The sequence below is a fragment of the Enterobacter sp. SLBN-59 genome (genome assembly GCF_024807915.1).
GTDB lineage: Bacteria > Pseudomonadota > Gammaproteobacteria > Enterobacterales > Enterobacteriaceae > Enterobacter > Enterobacter asburiae_B.
Genome location: NZ_JANUFI010000001.1, coordinates 264961 through 284238, shown reverse-complemented (window position 1 = coordinate 284238; position 19278 = coordinate 264961). Strand labels below are relative to the sequence as shown.

The following is a 19278-nucleotide window of genomic DNA, read 5'->3' as shown; positions in this document are numbered from 1 at the left end:
TCACGCAACACCAAAGTTGTTTCAGTCAACGGAGTATTACATGTCCAGAAGGCTTCGCAGAACCAAGATCGTAACCACCTTAGGCCCGGCCACCGACCGCGATAATAATCTTGAGAAAATTATCGCCGCCGGCGCCAACGTGGTGCGTATGAACTTCTCTCACGGTACGCCAGAAGACCATAAATTACGTGCCGATAAAGTGCGTGAAATCGCAGCCAAACTGGGCCGCCACGTTGCTATCCTCGGCGATTTGCAGGGTCCAAAAATTCGTGTATCGACCTTTAAAGAGGGTAAGGTTTTCCTCAATATCGGCGACAAATTCCTGCTTGATGCCAACCTGGGCAAAGGCGAAGGCGATAAAGAGAAAGTCGGTATCGACTATAAAGGCCTGCCGGCTGACGTGGTGCCAGGCGATATCCTGCTGCTCGACGACGGTCGCGTACAGCTGAAGGTGCTGGAAGTTCAGGGCATGAAAGTGTTCACCGAAGTCACCGTCGGCGGCCCGCTCTCCAACAATAAAGGCATCAACAAACTGGGTGGCGGCCTCTCTGCAGAAGCGCTTACCGATAAAGACAAAGCGGACATCGTGACGGCTGCGCTGATCGGCGTTGACTACCTGGCTGTCTCCTTCCCGCGCTGCGGCGAAGATCTGAACTATGCGCGTCGTCTGGCGCGTGATGCAGGCTGCGATGCTAAAATCGTCGCGAAAGTTGAACGAGCGGAAGCCGTTTGCGATCAGGATGCCATGGACGATGTGATCCTCGCGTCCGACGTGGTAATGGTTGCGCGCGGTGACCTGGGCGTGGAGATTGGCGACCCTGAGCTGGTAGGGATCCAGAAAGCGCTGATTCGTCGCGCACGTCAGCTGAACCGCGCGGTGATCACCGCCACTCAGATGATGGAATCGATGATCACCAACCCAATGCCAACCCGTGCAGAAGTCATGGACGTGGCGAACGCCGTGCTGGACGGTACCGATGCGGTGATGCTCTCTGCGGAAACCGCTGCGGGCCAGTATCCGGCAGAAACCGTGGCCGCCATGGCGCGCGTCTGCCTGGGCGCTGAAAAGATCCCAAGCATCAACGTTTCTAAACACCGTCTGGACGTGCAGTTTGACAACGTGGAAGAAGCGATTGCGATGTCTGCGATGTATGCGGCAAACCATCTGAAGGGCGTTACCGCGATCATCACCATGACCGAATCTGGCCGCACCGCGCTGATGACCTCTCGTATCAGCTCTGGTCTGCCGATCTTCGCCATGTCCCGTCACGAACGTACCCTGAACCTGACGGCGCTGTACCGCGGCGTGACGCCGGTTCACTTCGACAGCACCAGTGACGGCGTAGCTGCGGCGCACGATGCCGTAAACCTGCTGCGCGACAAAGGCTATCTGGTGTCCGGTGATATCGTCATTGTGACCCAGGGCGACGTGATGAGCACCATCGGCTCAACCAACACCACGCGCGTTATGACCGTCGAGTAATAATGTCTGTGTTAAAAAGCCCTCTCCAGATGGAGAGGGCTTTTATTATTTCCGCGGATAAAGCTCTTTGCGTTTATAGGGCTCAGTTTCACCCGGCTTACGCGTTTTAAGCAGCTTCAGGATCCACGTGTACTGTTCGGCATGCGGCCCCACCAGGATTTCCACCTCTTCGTTCATTCGACGCGCAATGGTGTGGTCGTCCGCGGTCAGCAGATCATCCATCGGCGGACGGACCTCAATACTCAGGCGATGCGTTTTGCCGTCATAGACCGGGAACAGCGGGATCACGCGGGCACGACAGACTTTCATCAGGCGACCAATCGCGGGGAGCGTCGCTTTATAGGTCGCAAAGAAATCGACAAACTCGCTGTGCTCTGGGCCGTGGTCCTGATCCGGCAGATAGTAGCCCCAGTACCCCTGACGCACCGACTGAATGAAGGGCTTAATGCCATCGTTACGCGCATGCAAACGTCCGCCAAAACGACGACGCACCGTATTCCAGACAAAATCGTAGATTTTATTTCCCTGGTTATGGAACATCGCCGCCATTTTCTGGCCCTGAGACGCCATCAGCATCGCCGGAATATCAACGCCCCAGCCGTGGGGAACAAGGAAAATGACTTTCTCGTCATTGCGGCGCATCTCCTCGATGATGTCCAGCCCTTTCCAGTCAACGCGATCGACGATTTTATCCGGCCCTTTCAGCGCCAGTTCCGCCATCATCGCCATTGCCTGCGGCGCGGTGGTATACATCTCATCAATGATTGCCTCGCGCTCGGCGTCGCTTTTCTCAGGAAAACAGTAATAGAGGTTGATCTGCGCGCGGCGGCGGGCGCTCTTGCCTAAACGCCCGGCCAGACGGCCAATTTTCCCCAGAACGGGATCGCGAACAGAGGCAGGCAGCATCGCCATCCCCGCAAAGGCGTAGACACCAAGCCAGGCGCCCCAGTTGCGCGGATGGCGGAAGGATTTTTCAAACTCAGGAATGTATTCAATATTGTTTTTTTTGGTTTCCATGCTGGATCCAGGGTCTGATGACGCAAAATTTTATTCAGATAGTGTAGCGAGGCAGTCGTCCACGCACAAAAGAAAAAGCCGGCGTCAGTGTGCGCCGGCTTTTTTAACAAAAACAGAGGGCTTAGTTTAAGCTCAGCTGCGGCATCACCTCTTTCACCTGCGCCAGATAATCAGTACGATCTTTACCTGTCAGGCCTTCGGTGCGCGGCAGTTTCGCCGTCAGCGGGTTCACGGCCTGCTGGTTGATCCACACTTCATAGTGCAGGTGCGGGCCGGTAGAGCGTCCGGTATTGCCGGAGATCGCGATACGGTCACCACGCTTCACCTTCTGGCCCGGCTTCACCAGCAGCTTACGCAGGTGCATATAGCGGGTCGTATAAGTACGACCATGACGTACCGCGACATAATATCCGGCGGCACCGCTACGCTTGGCCACCACCACTTCACCATCGCCAACCGCCAGTACCGGCGTGCCCTGCGGCATGGCAAAGTCAACGCCACGGTGCGGCGCGACGCGCCCGGTTACAGGGTTCAGACGACGCGGGTTAAAGTTCGAGGAGACGCGGAACTGTTTTGCCGTCGGGAAGCGCAGGAAGCCTTTCGCAAGGCCCGTACCGCTGCGGTCATAGAACTTACCGTCTTCGGCACGAATTGCGTAGTAATCTTTGCCTTCGGAGCGCAGACGTACGCCCAACAGCTGGCTTTGCTCGCGCTTGCCGTCCAGCATTTCGCGGGACATCAGGACGGAGAACTCATCGCCCTTCTTCAGCTTGCGGAAATCCATCTGCCACTGCATGGCTTTGATCACCGAGCTGATTTCAGCGCTGGTCAGGCCTGCATCGCGCGCGCTGGAGACAAAGCTCGCGCCCACGGTACCTTTCAGAACGCTGTTAACCCAGTCACCCTTCTGCATTTCGCTGGTCATTTTGAAACCGTTTGCAGTGCGATCGTAGGTGCGGGTTTCGCGGCGGGACATTTCCCAGGTCAGACGCTGGAGATCGCCATCCGCCGTTAAAGTCCAGGAGAGCTGTTGTCCGATTTTCAGGTTACGAAGATCTTTATCCGCAGCCGCCAGCTGGCTGATATTGCCCATGTCGATGCCGTACTGGTTCAGCACGCTGCTCAGCGTATCCCCGGTAGAGACAACATATTCGTGGATACCCGCCTCGTTCTCGGTTTTATCGTCCAGCTCATCCTGCGGGATGGCTTCATCTTCCTGAGCCGCCTGGTCGATAGGCTCACTGGCTTCAGGCAGCAAAGAACGGATTTCGCTCTTTTCAAGCTCAATGGTTTTAATGATAGGGGCAGAACTCGGGTGGTAAACATAGGGCCGCCAGACGGCGACCGCTAAGGTGAGAACTGTAAGCGACCCCAGCATAACGCGGTGGGGTCGTGGCAGATTGTTAAATGCCAGGGCGACAGAGCGGGCTATCTGTTGCACGTATTCACTTCCTCGTTAATCTCCTTTCAGGCAGCTCGCATACTGGTTCGCCAGTTGGCTGAGGAACTGCGAATAGCTCGCTTTGCTCAACTGGATATTCGTACCTAGCGGGTCAAGGGTTCCCATGCGCACGGATGTTCCCCTGGCCACGGCTTCTACGACCGCTGGCCTGAACTGTGGCTCAGCAAAAACGCATGTCGCTTTTTGCTCAACCAACTGTGTTCTGATTTCATGTAAACGCTGCGCACCAGGCTGAATTTCAGGGTTGACGGTGAAGTGGCCCAGTGGGGTCAAACCGTAGTGTTTTTCGTAATAGCCGTAGGCGTCATGAAAAACGAAATACCCTTTACCTTTCAACGGTGCGAGCTCATTACCAACCTGCTTATCGGTTGCGGCTAATTGTGCCTCAAAATCCTTCAGGTTGGCGTCTAGTTTGGCTCGACTTTGCGGCATAAGTTCCACTAATTTGTCGTGGATTGCAACCGCTGAAAGCCGCGCTATCTCTGGGGATAACCAAAGATGCATGTTGTACTCGCCGTGATGGTGATCTCCATCACCTTTTTCGCCGTCTGCGGCATGATGGTCATGTTCGTCGCCGTCGTCATCCGCCCCTTTCATGAGCAACGGTTTCACGCCGGAGAGTTCGGCAATCGCGACCTGTTTTTCGCCAGCAACCTGTTTTGCTGACTTTTGCATAAACGCTTCCATTTCAGGACCAATCCAGACGACTAAGTCCGCGTTTTGTAAGCGTTTTACATCTGACGGGCGCAGGGAATAGTCATGCTCAGATGCACCATCAGGGAGCAGAACCTGGGTTTCCGTTACCCCGTCGGCAATGGCCGACGCGATGAATCCGAGTGGTTTAAGCGAAGCGACAACCGCAGCGTTAACATCTTGTGCGGTTGTACCCCAAAGAGCAGCGGATAATGCTGCGAAAAGAAGCGTATTTTTATGTAACATAATGCGACTAATCATCGTAGTGAATGCGTGGAATGTGATATTATAACATTCGTTGACTTCTTCAAGCTTAAAATGACATGACGACATTGGTTTCTCTTGAAAATATTTCGGTCTCATTCGGGCAGCGCCGCGTCCTCTCTGACGTGTCGCTCGATCTGAAGCCCGGCAAAATTCTGACGCTGCTCGGCCCCAATGGCGCAGGCAAATCCACCCTGGTGCGCGTGGTGCTGGGTCTGGTCGCACCCGATGAAGGCGTGATTAAGCGCGAGGAAAAATTGCGTATTGGCTATGTGCCGCAAAAACTTCATCTCGACGCAACGCTGCCGCTGACGGTCAGCCGTTTCCTGCGTCTGCGCCCCGGCACCCGTAAAGCCGATATTCTCCCGGCGCTGAAACGCGTGCAGGCGGGCCATCTTGTCGATGCGCCGCTGCAAAAACTGTCCGGCGGTGAAACTCAGCGTGTTTTACTTGCCCGCGCGCTGCTGAGCAGCCCGCAGCTGCTGGTACTGGATGAACCAACTCAGGGTGTGGATGTGAATGGTCAGGTTGCGCTTTATGATTTGATCGACCAGCTCCGTCGGGAGCTTGATTGCGCCGTGCTGATGGTGTCGCACGACCTGCATCTGGTGATGGCAAAAACCGACGAAGTGCTGTGCCTCAACCACCATATCTGCTGCTCCGGTACGCCTGAAGTGGTGTCAATGCACCCGGAGTTTATCTCCATGTTCGGCCCACGCGGCGCTGAACAGCTGGGTATTTACCGTCATCATCATAATCATCGCCATGATTTACAGGGACGAATCGTACTGCGTCGGGGAAATGGACACTCATGATTGAACTGTTACTGCCCGGCTGGCTGGCCGGGATTATGCTTGCCTGCGCCGCGGGCCCGCTCGGCTCGTTTGTTGTCTGGCGCAGAATGTCCTATTTTGGCGATACCCTGGCGCATGCGTCTCTGCTGGGCGTTGCCTTTGGTCTGCTGCTGGATGTGAACCCCTTCTACGCGGTGATTGTGGTCACGCTGCTGCTGGCCGCCGGTCTGGTCTGGCTCGAAAAACGCCCTCACCTCGCCATTGATACGCTGCTTGGCATTATGGCGCACAGTGCCCTGTCTCTGGGCCTGGTGGTGGTCAGCCTGATGTCGAACATCCGCGTGGATCTGATGGCCTACCTCTTCGGCGACCTGCTGGCCGTGACGCCGGAAGATCTCATCGCTATCGCCGTTGGCGTGGTGGTGGTGCTCGCTATTCTGCTCTGGCAGTGGCGGAATTTACTGGCCATGACCGTCAGTCCGGATCTGGCATTTGTCGACGGCGTGAAGCTGCAGCGCGTAAAACTGCTGCTGATGCTCGTGACGGCGTTAACGATTGGTGTCGCAATGAAGTTTGTCGGCGCGCTGATCATTACGTCGCTGCTGATCATCCCAGCCGCCACGGCGCGTCGTTTTGCCCGTACGCCGGAGCAGATGGCTGGCGTAGCCGTGATTATCGGAATGATTGCGGTAACGGGTGGGTTAACGTTCTCGGCGTTTTATGACACGCCTGCGGGGCCGTCAGTGGTGCTAAGTGCGGCGGTGCTGTTTATCTTCAGTATGATGAAGAAGACCGCGAATTAACATGGAGGGCGCTGAAGCCCTCACCGTGGCCCTCTCCCTCGGGGAGAGGGAACAAAACATTACGGCATTGCCGGTGGCGTAATGCCGAAATGATTCCACGCCCGCACCGTTGCCATACGTCCACGCGGGGTGCGTTGCAGGAAGCCCTGCTGGATCAGATACGGCTCCAGCACATCTTCAATCGTCTCACGCTCTTCACCGATTGCCGCCGCCAGGTTATCCAGCCCGACAGGGCCGCCAAAGAACTTATCCAGCACCGCCAGCAGCAGTTTACGGTCCATGTAGTCAAAGCCTTCAGCATCGACGTTCAGCATATCCAGCGCCTGAGCGGCGATCTCCGCGGAAATCGAGCCATCGTGCTTCACCTCGGCAAAGTCACGCACGCGGCGCAGCAGGCGGTTGGCGATACGTGGCGTACCGCGGGAACGCTTCGCCACTTCAAACGCGCCCTCTTCGCTCATTTCGAGCCCCATATAGCGGGCGCTACGGCCAACGATGTGCTGGAGGTCCGCCACCTGGTAAAACTCGAGACGCTGCACGATGCCGAAACGGTCGCGCAGCGGAGAGGTCAACGACCCGGCGCGGGTGGTGGCGCCAATCAGGGTAAAGGGCGGCAGATCGATTTTGATGGAGCGCGCGGCCGGGCCTTCACCGATCATGATATCCAGCTGGTAATCTTCCATCGCCGGATAGAGCACTTCCTCCACCACCGGCGACAGGCGGTGGATCTCATCGATAAACAGCACGTCATGCGGTTCGAGGTTGGTCAACATCGCCGCGAGATCGCCCGCCTTCTCCAACACGGGGCCGGAGGTGGTGCGCAGGTTGACGCCCATTTCATTGGCAACGATATTCGCCAGCGTGGTTTTGCCTAAACCGGGAGGGCCAAAAATAAGCAGGTGATCGAGCGCATCGCCGCGCAGCTTTGCCGCCTGGATGAAAATCTCCATCTGGGAACGAACCTGCGGCTGGCCGATATACTCATCAAGCAGTTTTGGGCGGATCGCGCGATCCACCACGTCATCTGCCTGAATAGTGCCTGCCGACACCAGGCGGTCTGCTTCAATCATCCTTTACCTCACAATGCAGCGCGCAGCGCTTCACGAATCAGGGTTTCACTGCTGGCGTCCGGTTTGGCAATTTTGCTCACCATACGGCTGGCCTCCTGAGGTTTATAGCCCAGCGCCACCAGCGCGGCAACCGCTTCCTGCTCGGCGTCATCATCCGTCGCAGGGCCACCGGGAGAGGTCAGTACCAAATCGGCAGCCGGAGTGAACAGATCGCCATGCAGACCTTTAAAGCGGTCTTTCATCTCGACAATCAGGCGCTCGGCGGTTTTCTTACCAATGCCCGGAAGCTTAATCAGCGCCGCAGGATCTTCGCGCTCAACGGCATTCACGAACTGTGGTGCCGACATGCCGGACAAAATCGCCAGCGCCAGCTTCGGACCGACGCCGTTGGTTTTAATCAGCTCGCGGAACAGGGTGCGTTCCTGCTTGTTATTGAATCCGTAAAGCAGTTGGGCATCTTCACGCACCACAAACTGGGTAAAGACAATCGCCTCTTTGCCCGCGTCCGGCAGCTCGTAGAAGCAGGTCATCGGCATATGGACTTCATAGCCCACGCCACCCACTTCCAGCAGCACTAACGGGGGCTGTTTTTCAATGATGATGCCTCTGAGTCTGCCTATCACGTGACGCTCCTGCGTTCTGGGAGAAATTAACTGCCGACATAATAAAAAAAGGCTGGATGTTTATCCAGCCTGATTTCTGATTATCGTAACCTGCCTCGCGCCAGATTGAGCCGCGACTCGCTCATTTGCATCGCGTTCTGGCTGACGTGACAGTGGGTAATCGCAATCGCCAGCGCATCCGCGGCGTCGGCCTGCGGGTTCGCGGGAAGCTTCAGCAGGGTACGCACCATATGCTGCACCTGGCTTTTCTCCGCGCTCCCAATGCCCACCACCGTCTGCTTGACCTGACGTGCCGCGTATTCGAATACCGGCAAATCCTGGTTCACGGCAGCGACGATGGCGACACCGCGCGCCTGACCGAGCTTTAGCGCTGAATCGGCGTTTTTCGCCATAAAGACCTGCTCGATGGCGAAATAGTCCGGCTGAAACTGGGTGATGATCTCCGACACGCCCGCATAAATGAGCTTCAGGCGCGAAGGAAGATCGTCCACTTTGGTGCGAATACAGCCGCTGCCCAGGTAGGTTAACTGGCGTCCCACCTGACGGATAACGCCATAACCGGTGACGCGTGAGCCTGGGTCAATCCCGAGAATAATCGACATCACGCGTCTCCCGTAAACGGTTTACAGGCTCTCATCAGAGAGTCGCTGCAACCTCATCAGAGATTTCACCGTTGTGGTACACTTCCTGCACGTCGTCGCAGTCTTCGAGCATGTCGATCAGACGCAGCAGTTTCGGTGCCGTTTCCGCATCCATGTCCGCTTTGGTGGACGGGATCATGGACACTTCAGCGTTGTCCGCTTTCAGGCCAGCCGCTTCCAGCGCGTCGCGCACGGCACCCATCTCTTCCCACGCGGTATAAACGTCGATAGCACCGTCATCGAAGGTCACCACGTCTTCCGCACCGGCTTCCAGCGCCGCTTCCATGATCGCATCTTCGTCGCCTTTCTCGAAGGAGATGACGCCTTTTTTGCTGAACAGGTAAGCAACGGAACCGTCAGTGCCCAGGTTGCCACCGGTTTTGGTGAACGCGTGGCGCACTTCCGCAACGGTACGGTTACGGTTGTCGGACAGACACTCAACCATCACCGCAGTACCGCCAGGGCCGTAACCTTCATAAATGATGGTTTCCATGTTCGCGTCTTCATCACCGCCCACGCCACGTGCGATTGCACGGTTCAGGGTGTCGCGCGTCATGTTGTTAGACAGCGCTTTATCTACCGCCGCGCGCAGACGCGGGTTAGATGCCGGGTCGCCGCCGCCCAGACGCGCTGCTGTCACCAGCTCGCGAATGATTTTGGTAAAGATCTTACCGCGCTTGGCATCCTGTGCCGCTTTGCGGTGTTTGGTGTTGGCCCACTTACTATGACCTGCCATAAAAAGTTCTCCAAAAATCGCGCCTTCTCAGGCTGCGTTAATTACAAATTCTTCAATCGCCTGCCGGTTGCTCCACGACTTGGTCAGTGCGGCGGCATCCGCCGCATTCACCCAGCGGTAGGTCAGGTGTTCGGTAAACACGATCTCCCGTTCATGGGGGAGCGCGAGACAGAACCACGACTCCGTATTGCGCTCGGTACCCGGCGCGTAGCGATGACGTAAATGGCTAAAAATTTCAAACTCCACCGTGCGCTGGCAGTCCTTCAGGGTCAGTTGCTCGCGGGCAACGTCAATGGTGACCTCTTCCTTTACTTCGCGCGCGGCGGCCTGCGACGCGGTTTCCCCCTCTTCCAGACTGCCGGTAACCGACTGCCAGAAATCAGGGTCATCGCGCCGCTGCAACATCAGCACCCGCTTCGTGTCTTCTGCATAAATGACCACCAGGACCGAAACGGGAAGCTTATATGCCATATCAGTTTTTCTCTTCCTTCTTCACCACTTCAATGCCCAGCTCGGCCAGAGAGGCCGGGTTGGCAAAGCTTGGCGCCTCGGTCATCAGACACGCTGCGGCAGTGGTTTTCGGGAAGGCAATAACATCACGAATGTTATCGGTGCCGGTCAGCAGCATGGTCAGTCGGTCAAGACCGAAGGCCAGGCCCGCGTGCGGGGGCGTACCGTATTTCAGGGCGTCCAGCAGGAAGCCGAACTTCTCGCGCTGCTCCTGCTCGTTGATGCCCAGAATGCCGAACACGGTCTGCTGCATTTCGCCGCTGTGAATACGCACGGAACCGCCGCCCACTTCGTAGCCGTTGATGACCATGTCATAAGCGTTGGCGACCGCATCTTCCGGTGCCGCTTTCAGCTCTGCCGCCGTCATGTCTTTTGGCGAGGTGAACGGGTGGTGCATTGCGGTCAGGCCGCCTTCACCGTCGTCTTCAAACATTGGGAAGTCGATAACCCACAGCGGCGCCCATTTGTTTTCGTCGGTCAGGCTCAGGTCTTTGCCGAGCTTCAGACGCAGCGCGCCCATCGCATCCGCCACGACTTTCTTGTTGTCTGCGCCGAAGAAGATCATGTCGCCGTCCTGCGCGCCAGTGCGCTCAAGGATCGCTTCCACGATGTCCGCGTTAAGGAATTTCGCTACCGGGCTGGTGATGCCTTCCAGACCTTTCGCACGCTCGGTCACTTTAATATAGGCCAGACCTTTCGCACCGTAGATCTTGATGAAGTTGCCGTAGTCGTCGATCTGCTTGCGGCTCAGTGCCGCACCGCCCGGTACACGCAGGGCGGCCACACGGCCTTTAGGATCGTTAGCCGGGCCAGCGAAGACGGCAAACTCAACGCCTTTCACCAGGTCTGCTACGTCCACCAGCTCCATCGGGTTACGCAGGTCTGGTTTGTCAGAGCCGTAACGACGCTCGGCTTCAGCGAAGGTCATGATAGGGAAATCGCCCAGCTCAACGCCTTTCACGTCGTTCCACAGGCTACGCACCAGAGCTTCCATCACTTCACGCACCTGCTCGGCGGTCATGAAGGAGGTTTCCACATCGATCTGGGTAAATTCTGGCTGGCGGTCAGCGCGCAGATCTTCGTCGCGGAAGCATTTCACGATCTGATAGTAGCGATCGAAGCCGGACATCATCAGCAGCTGTTTGAACAGCTGTGGAGACTGCGGCAGCGCGTAGAATTTGCCTTTATGAACGCGGGATGGGACCAGGTAATCGCGCGCGCCTTCCGGCGTGGCTTTGGTCAGCATTGGGGTTTCGATGTCGAGGAAACCGTGGTCATCCATAAAGCGACGCACCAGGCTGGTGATTTTCGCACGGGTTTTCAGGCGCTGAGCCATTTCCGGACGACGCAGATCCAGGTAGCGGTATTTCAGACGCGCTTCTTCAGTGTTGACGTGGTTGGAGTCCAGCGGCAGCGCTTCTGCACGGTTGATGATCACCAGATCGGACGCCAGCACTTCGATGGCGCCCGTTGCCATGTCGGCGTTGACGTTTTTCTCGTCACGCGCGCGCACGGTGCCGGTAACCTGAATGCAGAACTCATTACGCAGCTCAGAGGCCAGCTTCAACGCATCTGCGCGATCCGGGTCGAAGAACACCTGGACGATACCTTCGCGGTCGCGCATATCGATGAAGATAAGGCTACCAAGATCACGACGACGATTGACCCAACCACACAGGGTGACCTGCTGTCCGACGTGGGACTGACGCAGCTGCCCGCAATATTCTGTACGCATGAGATATCCCTTAATTAGCCGCAGGCTAAATGTCGCCTGGTATGCAGGCTACTATGTCGCAGCTTTCTGTATGTCACAACTGGATGAAAAAAGGCGGCTATTATACTGGAAATTCCGCCGGACGATAAGAGCGAACCACGGCCAGGCGGTCGTTTGCTGCACTCTTATTGCGCATTCTCACAAAAATTAACAAAATTATCCGCCCAGGAACAGGCCATCACGTCGTATGGTGTCCGGAAGTGATTCATTTAACGGGAGTAACGATGTTAACACTTGATGCCAGTAAAACCGCACTTGTCGTGATTGATTTACAGGAAGGCATTCTGCCCTTCGCCGGCGGCCCGCATACCGCGGATGATGTGGTCAGCCGCGCAGCTCGCCTGGCGGAAACATGTCGTGCCAGCGGTGCGCCTGTTGTCATGGTGCGCGTCGGCTGGTCCGCTGATTACGCCGAAGCGTTAAAACAGCCCGTTGATGCAAAGGCTTCCGCACGCGCCCTGCCTGAAAACTGGTGGACGTACCCGGCCGCACTCGGCAAACGCGACAGCGACATCGAAGTGACCAAACGCCAGTGGGGTGCATTTTACGGTACCGATCTCGAGCTGCAGCTCCGCCGTCGCGGCATCGACACCATCATCCTGTGCGGCATTTCCACCAACATCGGCGTGGAGTCTACCGCCCGCAACGCGTGGGAGCTGGGCTTTAACCTGGTGATTGCCGAAGATGCCTGCAGCGCGGCCTCCGCTGAACAGCACCAGGGCAGCATGACCCATATCTTCCCGCGCATCGGCCGCGTGCGCAGCACGGATGAGATTGTCAGCGCGCTATGATGTACGTGGGCCTGCCCCAGTGGTCGCACCCGAAATGGGTGCGCCTTGGCATCACCAGCCTTGAGGAATATGCCCGGCACTTCAACTGCGTCGAGGGTAACACCACCCTGTATGCGCTCCCCAAAGCCGAGATTGTTACGCGCTGGCGGGAACAAACGACCGACGACTTCCGCTTCTGCTTTAAGTTTCCGGCCACCATTTCCCATCAGGCCGCGCTGCGCAACTGCGGGGATTTGACCGAAGAGTTTTTTACGCGCATGTCGCCGCTGGCGAACCGCATCGGTCAGTACTGGATCCAGCTGCCCGCCACGTTTGGCCCGCGCGATTTACCTGCGCTCTGGCAGTTCCTGGATGCCCTGCCCCGTGAATTCGCCTACGGCGTTGAAGTCAGGCATCCTGAATTTTTTGCGAAGGGCGAAGCAGAAAAAGCGCTCAATCGCGGCCTGCTTGAGCGTTCCGTTAACCGGGTGATCCTCGATAGCCGGCCGGTGCACAGCGCTGTCCCCCATAGCGAAGCCATCGTTGAAGCTCAGCGTAAAAAACCCAAAGTGCCGGTCCACGCCATCGTGACCGCGCATAACCCAATGGTCAGGTTTATCGGCAGCGATAACATGCAGCAAAATCAGGCGATGTTCGCCGTCTGGCTGCAAACGTTAGCGAAGTGGGAACACACCACCACGCCGTATCTCTTTTTGCACACGCCGGATATCGCCCAGGCGCCCGAACTGGTCGATGCTCTGTGGCAGGCCTTGCAGGCTGCGGTGCCGTCCGTGGGCAGCGCCCCTTCCATCCCACAACAATCTTCTCTTTTCTGATATCACCCCCTATCATAGTGAAGTGCCATCTGCCAAAAACAGGGAGTTTGTATGGTCAGCGCGCTGTATGCGGTGTTAGGTGCATTACTGCTGATTAAGTTTTCATTTGATGTTGTGCGCCTCAGAACGCTGTACCGCGTCTCTTACGGTGACGGCGGGTTTTCCGAGCTACAAAGTGCTATCCGCATTCATGGCAACGCGGTCGAATACATCCCCGCAGCCTTAATCCTGCTGCTTTTTATGGAGATGAATGGCGCAGAAACCTGGATGGTGCACATCTGTGGCCTGCTTCTTATTGCTGGCCGCCTGATGCACTATTACGGTTTTCACCACCGCTTAATCCGCTGGCGTCGTTCCGGCATGAGTGCGACCTGGTGTTCGCTTTTGCTGATGGTGCTGGCTAACCTGTGGTATATGCCGTGGGAGTTGGTTTTCTCCCTCCATTAGCGCACAATACGCCACTTTATTTTTCCCGGATTTTTACGTTATGTCAGATCGCGACACGCTTTTTTCCGCGCCTATCGCCAGCCTGGGCGACTGGACCTTCGATGAACGGGTAGCCGAAGTCTTCCCGGATATGATCCAGCGCTCTGTTCCCGGTTATTCCAATATTATCTCTATGATCGGCATGCTGGCTGAGCGCTTCGTTCAACCCGGCACGCAGGTCTATGACCTGGGCTGCTCGCTCGGCGCGGCAACGCTGTCGGTTCGTCGTAACGTTCACCACGAAGGCTGCCGAATCATTGCCGTCGATAACTCCCCGGCGATGGTTGAGCGCTGCCGTCGCCACATTGACGCGTATAAAGCCCCTGTTCCGGTCGACGTGGTGGAAGGCGATATCCGCGAGATTGAGATCAATAACGCCTCGATGGTGGTGCTGAATTTCACCTTGCAGTTCCTGGTGCCTGAAGACCGCCAGTTGCTGCTGGACAAAATTTATCAGGGGCTGAATCCCGGCGGCGCGCTGGTGCTCTCGGAGAAATTCAGCTTCGAAGATGCCGAGGTTGGCGAACTGCTGTTCAATATGCACCACGATTTCAAACGGGCGAACGGCTACAGCGAGCTGGAGATCAGCCAGAAGCGCAGCATGCTCGAAAACGTGATGCTGACGGATTCCGTAGAAACCCACAAAGCGCGTCTGAGCAAAGCCGGTTTTGAGCACAGCGAACTGTGGTTCCAGTGCTTTAACTTTGGCTCTCTGGTGGCGCTGAAAGCGGGAGAATCCGCATGATCGAATTCAGCAACTTCTATCAGCTGATTGCCAAAAACCAGCTTTCCCACTGGCTGGAAACCTTGCCCGCGCAGATTGCCGCCTGGCAGCGCGATCAGCAGCACGGCCTGTTAAAGCAGTGGTCAAACGCGGTGGAGTATCTGCCCGAACTGACCCCACATCGTCTGGATCTTCTCCACAGCGTAACCGCCGAGAGTGAAGAGCCGCTCCCGGCCGGGCAGATCAACCGCATCGAAACGCTGATGCGTAACCTGATGCCGTGGCGCAAAGGGCCGTTTTCACTTTACGGCGTGAACATCAATACCGAATGGCGCTCGGACTGGAAATGGGATCGCGTGCTGCCCCACCTTTCCGACCTGACCGGACGTACCATTCTGGACGTGGGCTGCGGCAGCGGTTACCACATGTGGCGCATGATTGGTGCGGGGGCGCATCTGGCGGTAGGTATTGACCCTATGCAGCTGTTCCTGTGCCAGTTTGAAGCGGTGCGTAAGCTGCTGGGTAACGACCAGCGCGCGCACCTGCTGCCGCTGGGCATTGAACAACTGCCTGCCCTGAAAGCCTTTGATACCGTCTTCTCCATGGGCGTGCTGTACCACCGTCGTTCCCCGCTTGAACACCTGTGGCAGCTGAAGGATCAGCTGGTCAGCGGCGGCGAGCTGGTGCTGGAAACGCTGGTGATTGAAGGCGATGAACATGCCGTTCTGGTCCCGGGCGATCGCTACGCGCAGATGCGCAACGTTTACTTCATCCCTTCCGCGCTGGCGCTGAAGAACTGGCTGGAGAAGTGCGGGTTTGTGGATGTGCGGATTGCCGACGTCAGCGTGACCTCAATTGAGGAACAGCGCCGCACCGACTGGATGATCACCGAATCGCTGGAGCAGTTCCTCGACCCTGCCGACCACAGCAAAACCATCGAAGGCTATCCGGCCCCGATGCGTGCGGTGTTGATTGCGACGAAGCCGTAGTTTTCCCCTCACCCCGGCCCTCTCCCCATAGGGGCGAGGGAGAAAAACCGCACCGAGCCGTCCCCTCTCCCCTATGGGGAGAGGGTTAGGGTTAGGGGATAAAAAAAGGCCCCTGTTGAAATTGCAGGGGCCTGGTACAAGCAAGCATCATATTGGGCGACATGATGCGCGGTAAAAATCGGTACGTTGCTACACGTGATGGCGCTCAATCAGCGACTTCATTTCCGCAACCGACTCTCCCTCTACGCCATAGCGTGAATACTCATCCGCTTCAGCATCCGTCGACATTGACAATCCTGTATTGCGATAACGCATGGGCGAAGGTATCCATTTACCCGCGGAGCTGTGCAGCTCTTCTACCCCTGCGTTTAAAAACCGTTCCAGATTGCTGGCGCGGACTCCCGCACCCGCCATTATTATTGGAACACCGGAATGTGCTTTTAGTTCCGTAATTAATTGCAGTCCTTTTTCAGCTGACGCCTGCTGACCCGATGTCAGGATGCGCGCCACGCCAAGTTCTCCAAGCGTTTCAAAGGCCTGAAGCGGATCTTTACACATATCAAATGCGCGATGAAAAGTGACGGCCAGCCCCTGCGCGGCGCTCATAATCTGACGCATGCGCGGTATATCGATATTGCCGTCTTCATCCAGCAGGCCGGTCACCAGCCCTGGAAACCCCAGGTCCCGAACGAGTGCGATATCATCAAGCATGGCACTGAACTCGCCCGCCGTGTAACAAAAATCACCGCCGCGCGGACGAATAATCGGATGAACGGGAATGGTGACGGCCTGACGGGCAGACTTCAACACGCCGTAAGACGGCGTCAGCCCGCCCTCCTTGGGTGCCGCACACAGTTCAATGCGGTCAGCCCCGTGCTTTTGCGCGGTCACGGCACACTCCACGCTGTAACAACAAATCTCCAGCAGCGCCATTTAATCCTCCTGAAATTCCACTAAACGAAACATCATGCCACGCCGTCCGTTTTCAGTCCCGGCGTGAACTCACATCTCTTACGCTTCGCTGGCAACGATCTGCTCAATGGTCCACGGATGAAACTTCACCGTGACCTGTCCGTCCGTAACGGCCAGCGTCGGGTTAGGTAACCGCTCGCGCTCGCCTTTGGGTGAACTCGTCTTCACAAAAATCCCCGGCTTGCTTAAGCCTTCGTCAGAAAGCAGGGCCAGCGCGCGCGCATTCAACGTTTCCGGCTCACCCGGCAGGACTATTTCGATATGCTCCCAGCCTTCGTGCGGATAGCGTTTCTCGCCCGGCCACGGCAGCTCAACCACGCTGAATTGCCAGTGCGCCACGTTAACCGGTTCATGCAGTTTGAACAGGCAAATGGGGCGACCATTGATGATGTTCTCGGAGAGCAATTCGCCGCACCGTTCGAACCCGCGACGCCAGCGCTCGGCCGTGGCATTCTGATGACAGCGCAAAGAGATGTGATCGGCCTCAAGCGGCGCGATATCCAGACCAAGACGGGTGGCAAGTTCTGTGAACGCCTGGGTGAAGCGCGGTAAATCTGCGGAAATATCATGCAGTTCGTCAATGGATTGCCAGTTCGCCATAAGTCACTCTCTTTTCATGTCGCAAAGCCGCTAATTTACTCTGTTGCCCTGTTTTGACCAACCGCAGAATCCGGCTTTTTGCGACTGCATGATTATGCACACCTTCACCGCCTGGATTCTGAGCAATCTTCAGGCCCCGCAATGCTGACGCCAGAGGGCATTTGCAGTATACTCCCGCCCTAAATTCTTTAACTGGCGCGGGCGGCTGTAAGCCCGCATCAAAAACGTAAGGTATCCAGGTGAATATTCAGGCTCTTCTCTCCGAAAAAGTCAGTCAGGCACTGATTGCCGCAGGCGCACCTGCGGATTGCGAACCGCAGGTTCGTCAGTCAGCAAAAGTACAGTTTGGCGACTATCAGGCTAATGGCGTGATGGCAGTGGCTAAAAAACTGGGCATGCCGCCGCGACAGCTCGCTGAGCAGGTACTGACGCATCTGGATCTTTCCGGCATTGCCAGCAAAACCGAAATCGCCGGTCCGGGCTTTATCAACATCTTCCTTGAGCCTGCATTCCTGGCAAGCCACGTTGACGCGGCCCTGAAATCTGACCGTCTAGGCGTTTCCCAGCCGGAGGCGCAGACCGTCGTGATCGACTACTCTGCGCCGAACGTGGCGAAAGAGATGCACGTTGGCCACCTGCGCTCCACCATCATCGGTGATGCCGCAGTGCGCACGCTCGAGTTCCTCGGTCACAAGGTGATCCGCGCGAACCACGTGGGCGACTGGGGTACCCAGTTCGGCATGCTGATTGCTTACCTGGAAAAACAGCAGCAGGAAAACGCGGGTGAAATGGCGCTGGCGGACCTGGAAGGGTTCTACCGCGAAGCCAAAAAACACTACGACGAAGACGAAGCCTTTGCCGAGCGCGCGCGCAGCTACGTGGTTAAACTGCAGGGTGGCGACCAATACTTCCTCGAGATGTGGCGCAAGCTTGTCGACATAACCATGTCGCAGAACCAGCTGACCTATAACCGTCTGAACGTCACCCTGACCCGTGACGACGTGATGGGTGAAAGCCTCTATAACCCAATGCTGCCCGGCATTGTGGCTGACCTGAAAGCGAAAAACCTGGCGGTAGAGAGCGAAGGCGCAACGGTGGTGTTCCTTGATGAGTATAAAAACAAGGAAGGTGAACCGATGGGCGTGATCATCCAGAAAAAGGATGGCGGCTACCTCTACACCACCACTGACATCGCCTGTGCGAAATACCGTTACGAGACGCTGCATGCTGACCGCGTGCTGTACTACATCGACTCCCGTCAGCACCAGCACCTGATGCAGGCGTGGACCATCGTGCGTAAAGCCGGTTACGTGCCGGATTGCGTGCCGCTGGAACACCACATGTTCGGCATGATGCTGGGTAAAGACGGCAAGCCGTTCAAAACCCGTGCGGGCGGTACCGTGAAGCTGTCCGACCTGCTGGACGAAGCGCTGGAACGCGCCCGCCGTCTGGTGGCTGAAAAGAACCCGGACATGTCTGCCGATGAGCTGGAAAAACTGGCCAACGCCGTGGGTATCGGTGCGGTGAAATACGCGGATCTCTCCAAGAACCGTACCACCGACTATATCTTCGACTGGGATAACATGCTGGCGTTTGAGGGCAACACGGCGCCTTACATGCAGTATGCCTACACCCGCGTGCTCTCGGTGTTCCGTAAGGCGAACATTGATGAAAACGTACTGGCGAATGCGACAGTGACCATCACGGAAGATCGTGAAGCACAGCTGGCGGCGCGCCTGCTGCAGTTTGAAGAGACGCTGACGGTTGTCGCGCGTGACGGCACGCCGCACGTGATGTGTGCTTACCTGTACGATCTGGCGGGTCTGTTCTCCGGCTTCTACGAGCACTGCCCTATTCTGTCTGCGGAAAACGAATCGGTCCGCAACAGCCGCCTGAAGCTGGCGCAGCTCACGGCGAAGACCCTGAAGCTGGGTCTGGATACCCTGGGTATCGAAACCGTAGAACGCATGTAATACAAAAAACCCGGCGCAAGCCGGGTTTTGTTTTGTAGCCCCGGTAAGCGCAGCGCCA

The 19278-nt window shown here is 56.8% G+C and carries 20 protein-coding genes; 9 read left to right on the top strand and 11 right to left on the bottom strand.

Features of this window, described 5'->3' with window-relative positions:
• The first annotated feature begins 40 nt into the window (after positions 1-40).
• Positions 41-1483, top strand: a complete 1443-nt coding sequence (pyk, locus tag M2422_RS01335; protein WP_039263653.1) for a pyruvate kinase — start codon at positions 41-43, stop codon at positions 1481-1483.
• 45 nt (positions 1484-1528) lie between these two features.
• On the opposite strand, the gene lpxM is transcribed toward pyk, so the two are convergent.
• The 3 genes from lpxM to znuA all read right to left on the bottom strand — a co-directional run bounded on the left by lpxM (position 1529) and on the right by znuA (position 4901).
• Complete coding sequence (gene lpxM / locus M2422_RS01330) at positions 1529-2500, bottom strand: lauroyl-Kdo(2)-lipid IV(A) myristoyltransferase (protein WP_023312230.1); 972 nt, start codon at positions 2498-2500, stop codon at positions 1529-1531.
• A gap of 121 nt (positions 2501-2621) precedes the next feature.
• Entirely contained in the window at positions 2622-3941 is a 1320-nt protein-coding gene (mepM, locus tag M2422_RS01325) for a murein DD-endopeptidase MepM (RefSeq protein WP_024909694.1), read from the bottom strand.
• Between the two features lie 15 nt (positions 3942-3956).
• Positions 3957-4901, bottom strand: coding sequence for a zinc ABC transporter substrate-binding protein ZnuA (gene znuA / locus M2422_RS01320; RefSeq protein ID WP_045404493.1), 945 nt, complete (start codon positions 4899-4901; stop codon positions 3957-3959).
• Positions 4902-4978: 77 nt separating this feature from the next.
• Here znuA and znuC point away from each other — a divergent pair, with 77 nt between their 5' ends.
• A complete protein-coding gene (gene znuC, locus M2422_RS01315) occupies positions 4979-5734 on the top strand; it encodes a zinc ABC transporter ATP-binding protein ZnuC (protein ID WP_023312233.1) in 756 nt (251 codons plus the stop codon).
• A complete protein-coding gene (gene znuB / locus M2422_RS01310) occupies positions 5731-6516 on the top strand; it encodes a zinc ABC transporter permease subunit ZnuB (RefSeq protein WP_029741768.1) in 786 nt (261 codons plus the stop codon). Before znuC ends, znuB begins: the two co-directional genes overlap by 4 nt.
• Positions 6517-6575: 59 nt before the next feature.
• On the opposite strand, the gene ruvB is transcribed toward znuB, so the two are convergent.
• The 6 genes from ruvB to aspS form a co-directional block, all read right to left on the bottom strand.
• Positions 6576-7586: a Holliday junction branch migration DNA helicase RuvB gene (gene ruvB, locus M2422_RS01305; protein WP_023312235.1), complete on the bottom strand. Its 1011-nt coding sequence runs from the start codon at positions 7584-7586 to the stop codon at positions 6576-6578.
• Between the two features lie 8 nt (positions 7587-7594).
• The gene (gene ruvA, locus M2422_RS01300) at positions 7595-8209 is read right to left on the bottom strand and encodes a Holliday junction branch migration protein RuvA (protein WP_023312236.1); all 615 of its coding nucleotides are present in this window, start codon (positions 8207-8209) and stop codon (positions 7595-7597) included.
• Between the two features lie 80 nt (positions 8210-8289).
• A complete protein-coding gene (gene ruvC, locus M2422_RS01295) occupies positions 8290-8811 on the bottom strand; it encodes a crossover junction endodeoxyribonuclease RuvC (protein ID WP_003859749.1) in 522 nt (173 codons plus the stop codon).
• A gap of 34 nt (positions 8812-8845) precedes the next feature.
• A complete protein-coding gene (locus tag M2422_RS01290; RefSeq protein WP_008500447.1) occupies positions 8846-9586 on the bottom strand; it encodes a YebC/PmpR family DNA-binding transcriptional regulator in 741 nt (246 codons plus the stop codon).
• A 27-nt stretch (positions 9587-9613) separates the two neighbouring features.
• Positions 9614-10057, bottom strand: a complete 444-nt coding sequence (nudB, locus tag M2422_RS01285) for a dihydroneopterin triphosphate diphosphatase (protein ID WP_033145850.1) — start codon at positions 10055-10057, stop codon at positions 9614-9616.
• Between the two features lies 1 nt (position 10058).
• Positions 10059-11831 carry an aspartate--tRNA ligase gene (gene aspS, locus M2422_RS01280; protein ID WP_023312238.1) on the bottom strand — a complete coding sequence of 591 codons (1773 nt, stop codon included), beginning with the start codon at positions 11829-11831 and terminating at the stop codon, positions 10059-10061.
• A gap of 263 nt (positions 11832-12094) precedes the next feature.
• On the opposite strand from aspS, the gene M2422_RS01275 reads away from it, so the two are divergent.
• The 5 genes from M2422_RS01275 to cmoB are packed head-to-tail and all read left to right on the top strand — an operon-like array spanning position 12095 to position 15675.
• Positions 12095-12661: a hydrolase gene (locus M2422_RS01275; RefSeq protein ID WP_048979930.1), complete on the top strand. Its 567-nt coding sequence runs from the start codon at positions 12095-12097 to the stop codon at positions 12659-12661.
• Positions 12658-13476, top strand: coding sequence for a DUF72 domain-containing protein (locus M2422_RS01270; RefSeq protein ID WP_033145853.1), 819 nt, complete (start codon positions 12658-12660; stop codon positions 13474-13476). Before M2422_RS01275 ends, M2422_RS01270 begins: the two co-directional genes overlap by 4 nt.
• A 51-nt stretch (positions 13477-13527) precedes the next feature.
• On the top strand, positions 13528-13923 hold the full coding sequence (locus M2422_RS01265; protein WP_021240443.1) for an MAPEG family protein: 396 nt from the start codon (positions 13528-13530) through the stop codon (positions 13921-13923).
• 40 nt (positions 13924-13963) lie between these two features.
• Positions 13964-14707: a carboxy-S-adenosyl-L-methionine synthase CmoA gene (gene cmoA / locus M2422_RS01260; protein WP_029741772.1), complete on the top strand. Its 744-nt coding sequence runs from the start codon at positions 13964-13966 to the stop codon at positions 14705-14707.
• Positions 14704-15675: a tRNA 5-methoxyuridine(34)/uridine 5-oxyacetic acid(34) synthase CmoB gene (gene cmoB / locus M2422_RS01255; RefSeq protein WP_039263658.1), complete on the top strand. Its 972-nt coding sequence runs from the start codon at positions 14704-14706 to the stop codon at positions 15673-15675. The genes cmoA and cmoB overlap by 4 nt, the downstream gene beginning before the upstream one ends.
• A gap of 189 nt (positions 15676-15864) precedes the next feature.
• Here the strand turns inward: cmoB and cutC are convergent, their stop codons facing one another.
• Positions 15865-16608, bottom strand: a complete 744-nt coding sequence (gene cutC / locus M2422_RS01250) for a copper homeostasis protein CutC (RefSeq protein WP_045355966.1) — start codon at positions 16606-16608, stop codon at positions 15865-15867.
• Between the two features lie 78 nt (positions 16609-16686).
• Positions 16687-17247: a VOC family protein gene (locus tag M2422_RS01245; RefSeq protein ID WP_033145857.1), complete on the bottom strand. Its 561-nt coding sequence runs from the start codon at positions 17245-17247 to the stop codon at positions 16687-16689.
• Between the two features lie 239 nt (positions 17248-17486).
• Between M2422_RS01245 and argS the strand changes: the two genes are divergently transcribed.
• Positions 17487-19220, top strand: coding sequence for an arginine--tRNA ligase (gene argS / locus M2422_RS01240; RefSeq protein WP_033145858.1), 1734 nt, complete (start codon positions 17487-17489; stop codon positions 19218-19220).
• The last annotated feature ends 58 nt before the right edge of the window (positions 19221-19278 follow it).

Bases quoted from the DNA above. Each gene is read 5' to 3' on its own strand.
- pyk (WP_039263653.1), top strand. From the start codon at position 41: ATGTCCAGAAGGCTTCGCAGAACCAAGATCGTAACCACCTTAGGCCCG.
- lpxM (WP_023312230.1), bottom strand. From the start codon at position 2,500: ATGGAAACCAAAAAAAACAATATTGAATACATTCCTGAGTTTGAAAAA.
- znuA (WP_045404493.1), bottom strand. From the start codon at position 4,901: ATGTTACATAAAAATACGCTTCTTTTCGCAGCATTATCCGCTGCTCTT.
- znuC (WP_023312233.1), top strand. From the start codon at position 4,979: ATGACGACATTGGTTTCTCTTGAAAATATTTCGGTCTCATTCGGGCAG.
- znuB (WP_029741768.1), top strand. From the start codon at position 5,731: ATGATTGAACTGTTACTGCCCGGCTGGCTGGCCGGGATTATGCTTGCC.
- ruvB (WP_023312235.1), bottom strand. From the start codon at position 7,586: ATGATTGAAGCAGACCGCCTGGTGTCGGCAGGCACTATTCAGGCAGAT.
- ruvC (WP_003859749.1), bottom strand. From the start codon at position 8,811: ATGTCGATTATTCTCGGGATTGACCCAGGCTCACGCGTCACCGGTTAT.
- M2422_RS01290 (WP_008500447.1), bottom strand. From the start codon at position 9,586: ATGGCAGGTCATAGTAAGTGGGCCAACACCAAACACCGCAAAGCGGCA.
- nudB (WP_033145850.1), bottom strand. From the start codon at position 10,057: ATGGCATATAAGCTTCCCGTTTCGGTCCTGGTGGTCATTTATGCAGAA.
- aspS (WP_023312238.1), bottom strand. From the start codon at position 11,831: ATGCGTACAGAATATTGCGGGCAGCTGCGTCAGTCCCACGTCGGACAG.
- M2422_RS01275 (WP_048979930.1), top strand. From the start codon at position 12,095: ATGTTAACACTTGATGCCAGTAAAACCGCACTTGTCGTGATTGATTTA.
- M2422_RS01270 (WP_033145853.1), top strand. From the start codon at position 12,658: ATGATGTACGTGGGCCTGCCCCAGTGGTCGCACCCGAAATGGGTGCGC.
- M2422_RS01265 (WP_021240443.1), top strand. From the start codon at position 13,528: ATGGTCAGCGCGCTGTATGCGGTGTTAGGTGCATTACTGCTGATTAAG.
- cmoA (WP_029741772.1), top strand. From the start codon at position 13,964: ATGTCAGATCGCGACACGCTTTTTTCCGCGCCTATCGCCAGCCTGGGC.
- cmoB (WP_039263658.1), top strand. From the start codon at position 14,704: ATGATCGAATTCAGCAACTTCTATCAGCTGATTGCCAAAAACCAGCTT.
- cutC (WP_045355966.1), bottom strand. From the start codon at position 16,608: ATGGCGCTGCTGGAGATTTGTTGTTACAGCGTGGAGTGTGCCGTGACC.
- M2422_RS01245 (WP_033145857.1), bottom strand. From the start codon at position 17,247: ATGGCGAACTGGCAATCCATTGACGAACTGCATGATATTTCCGCAGAT.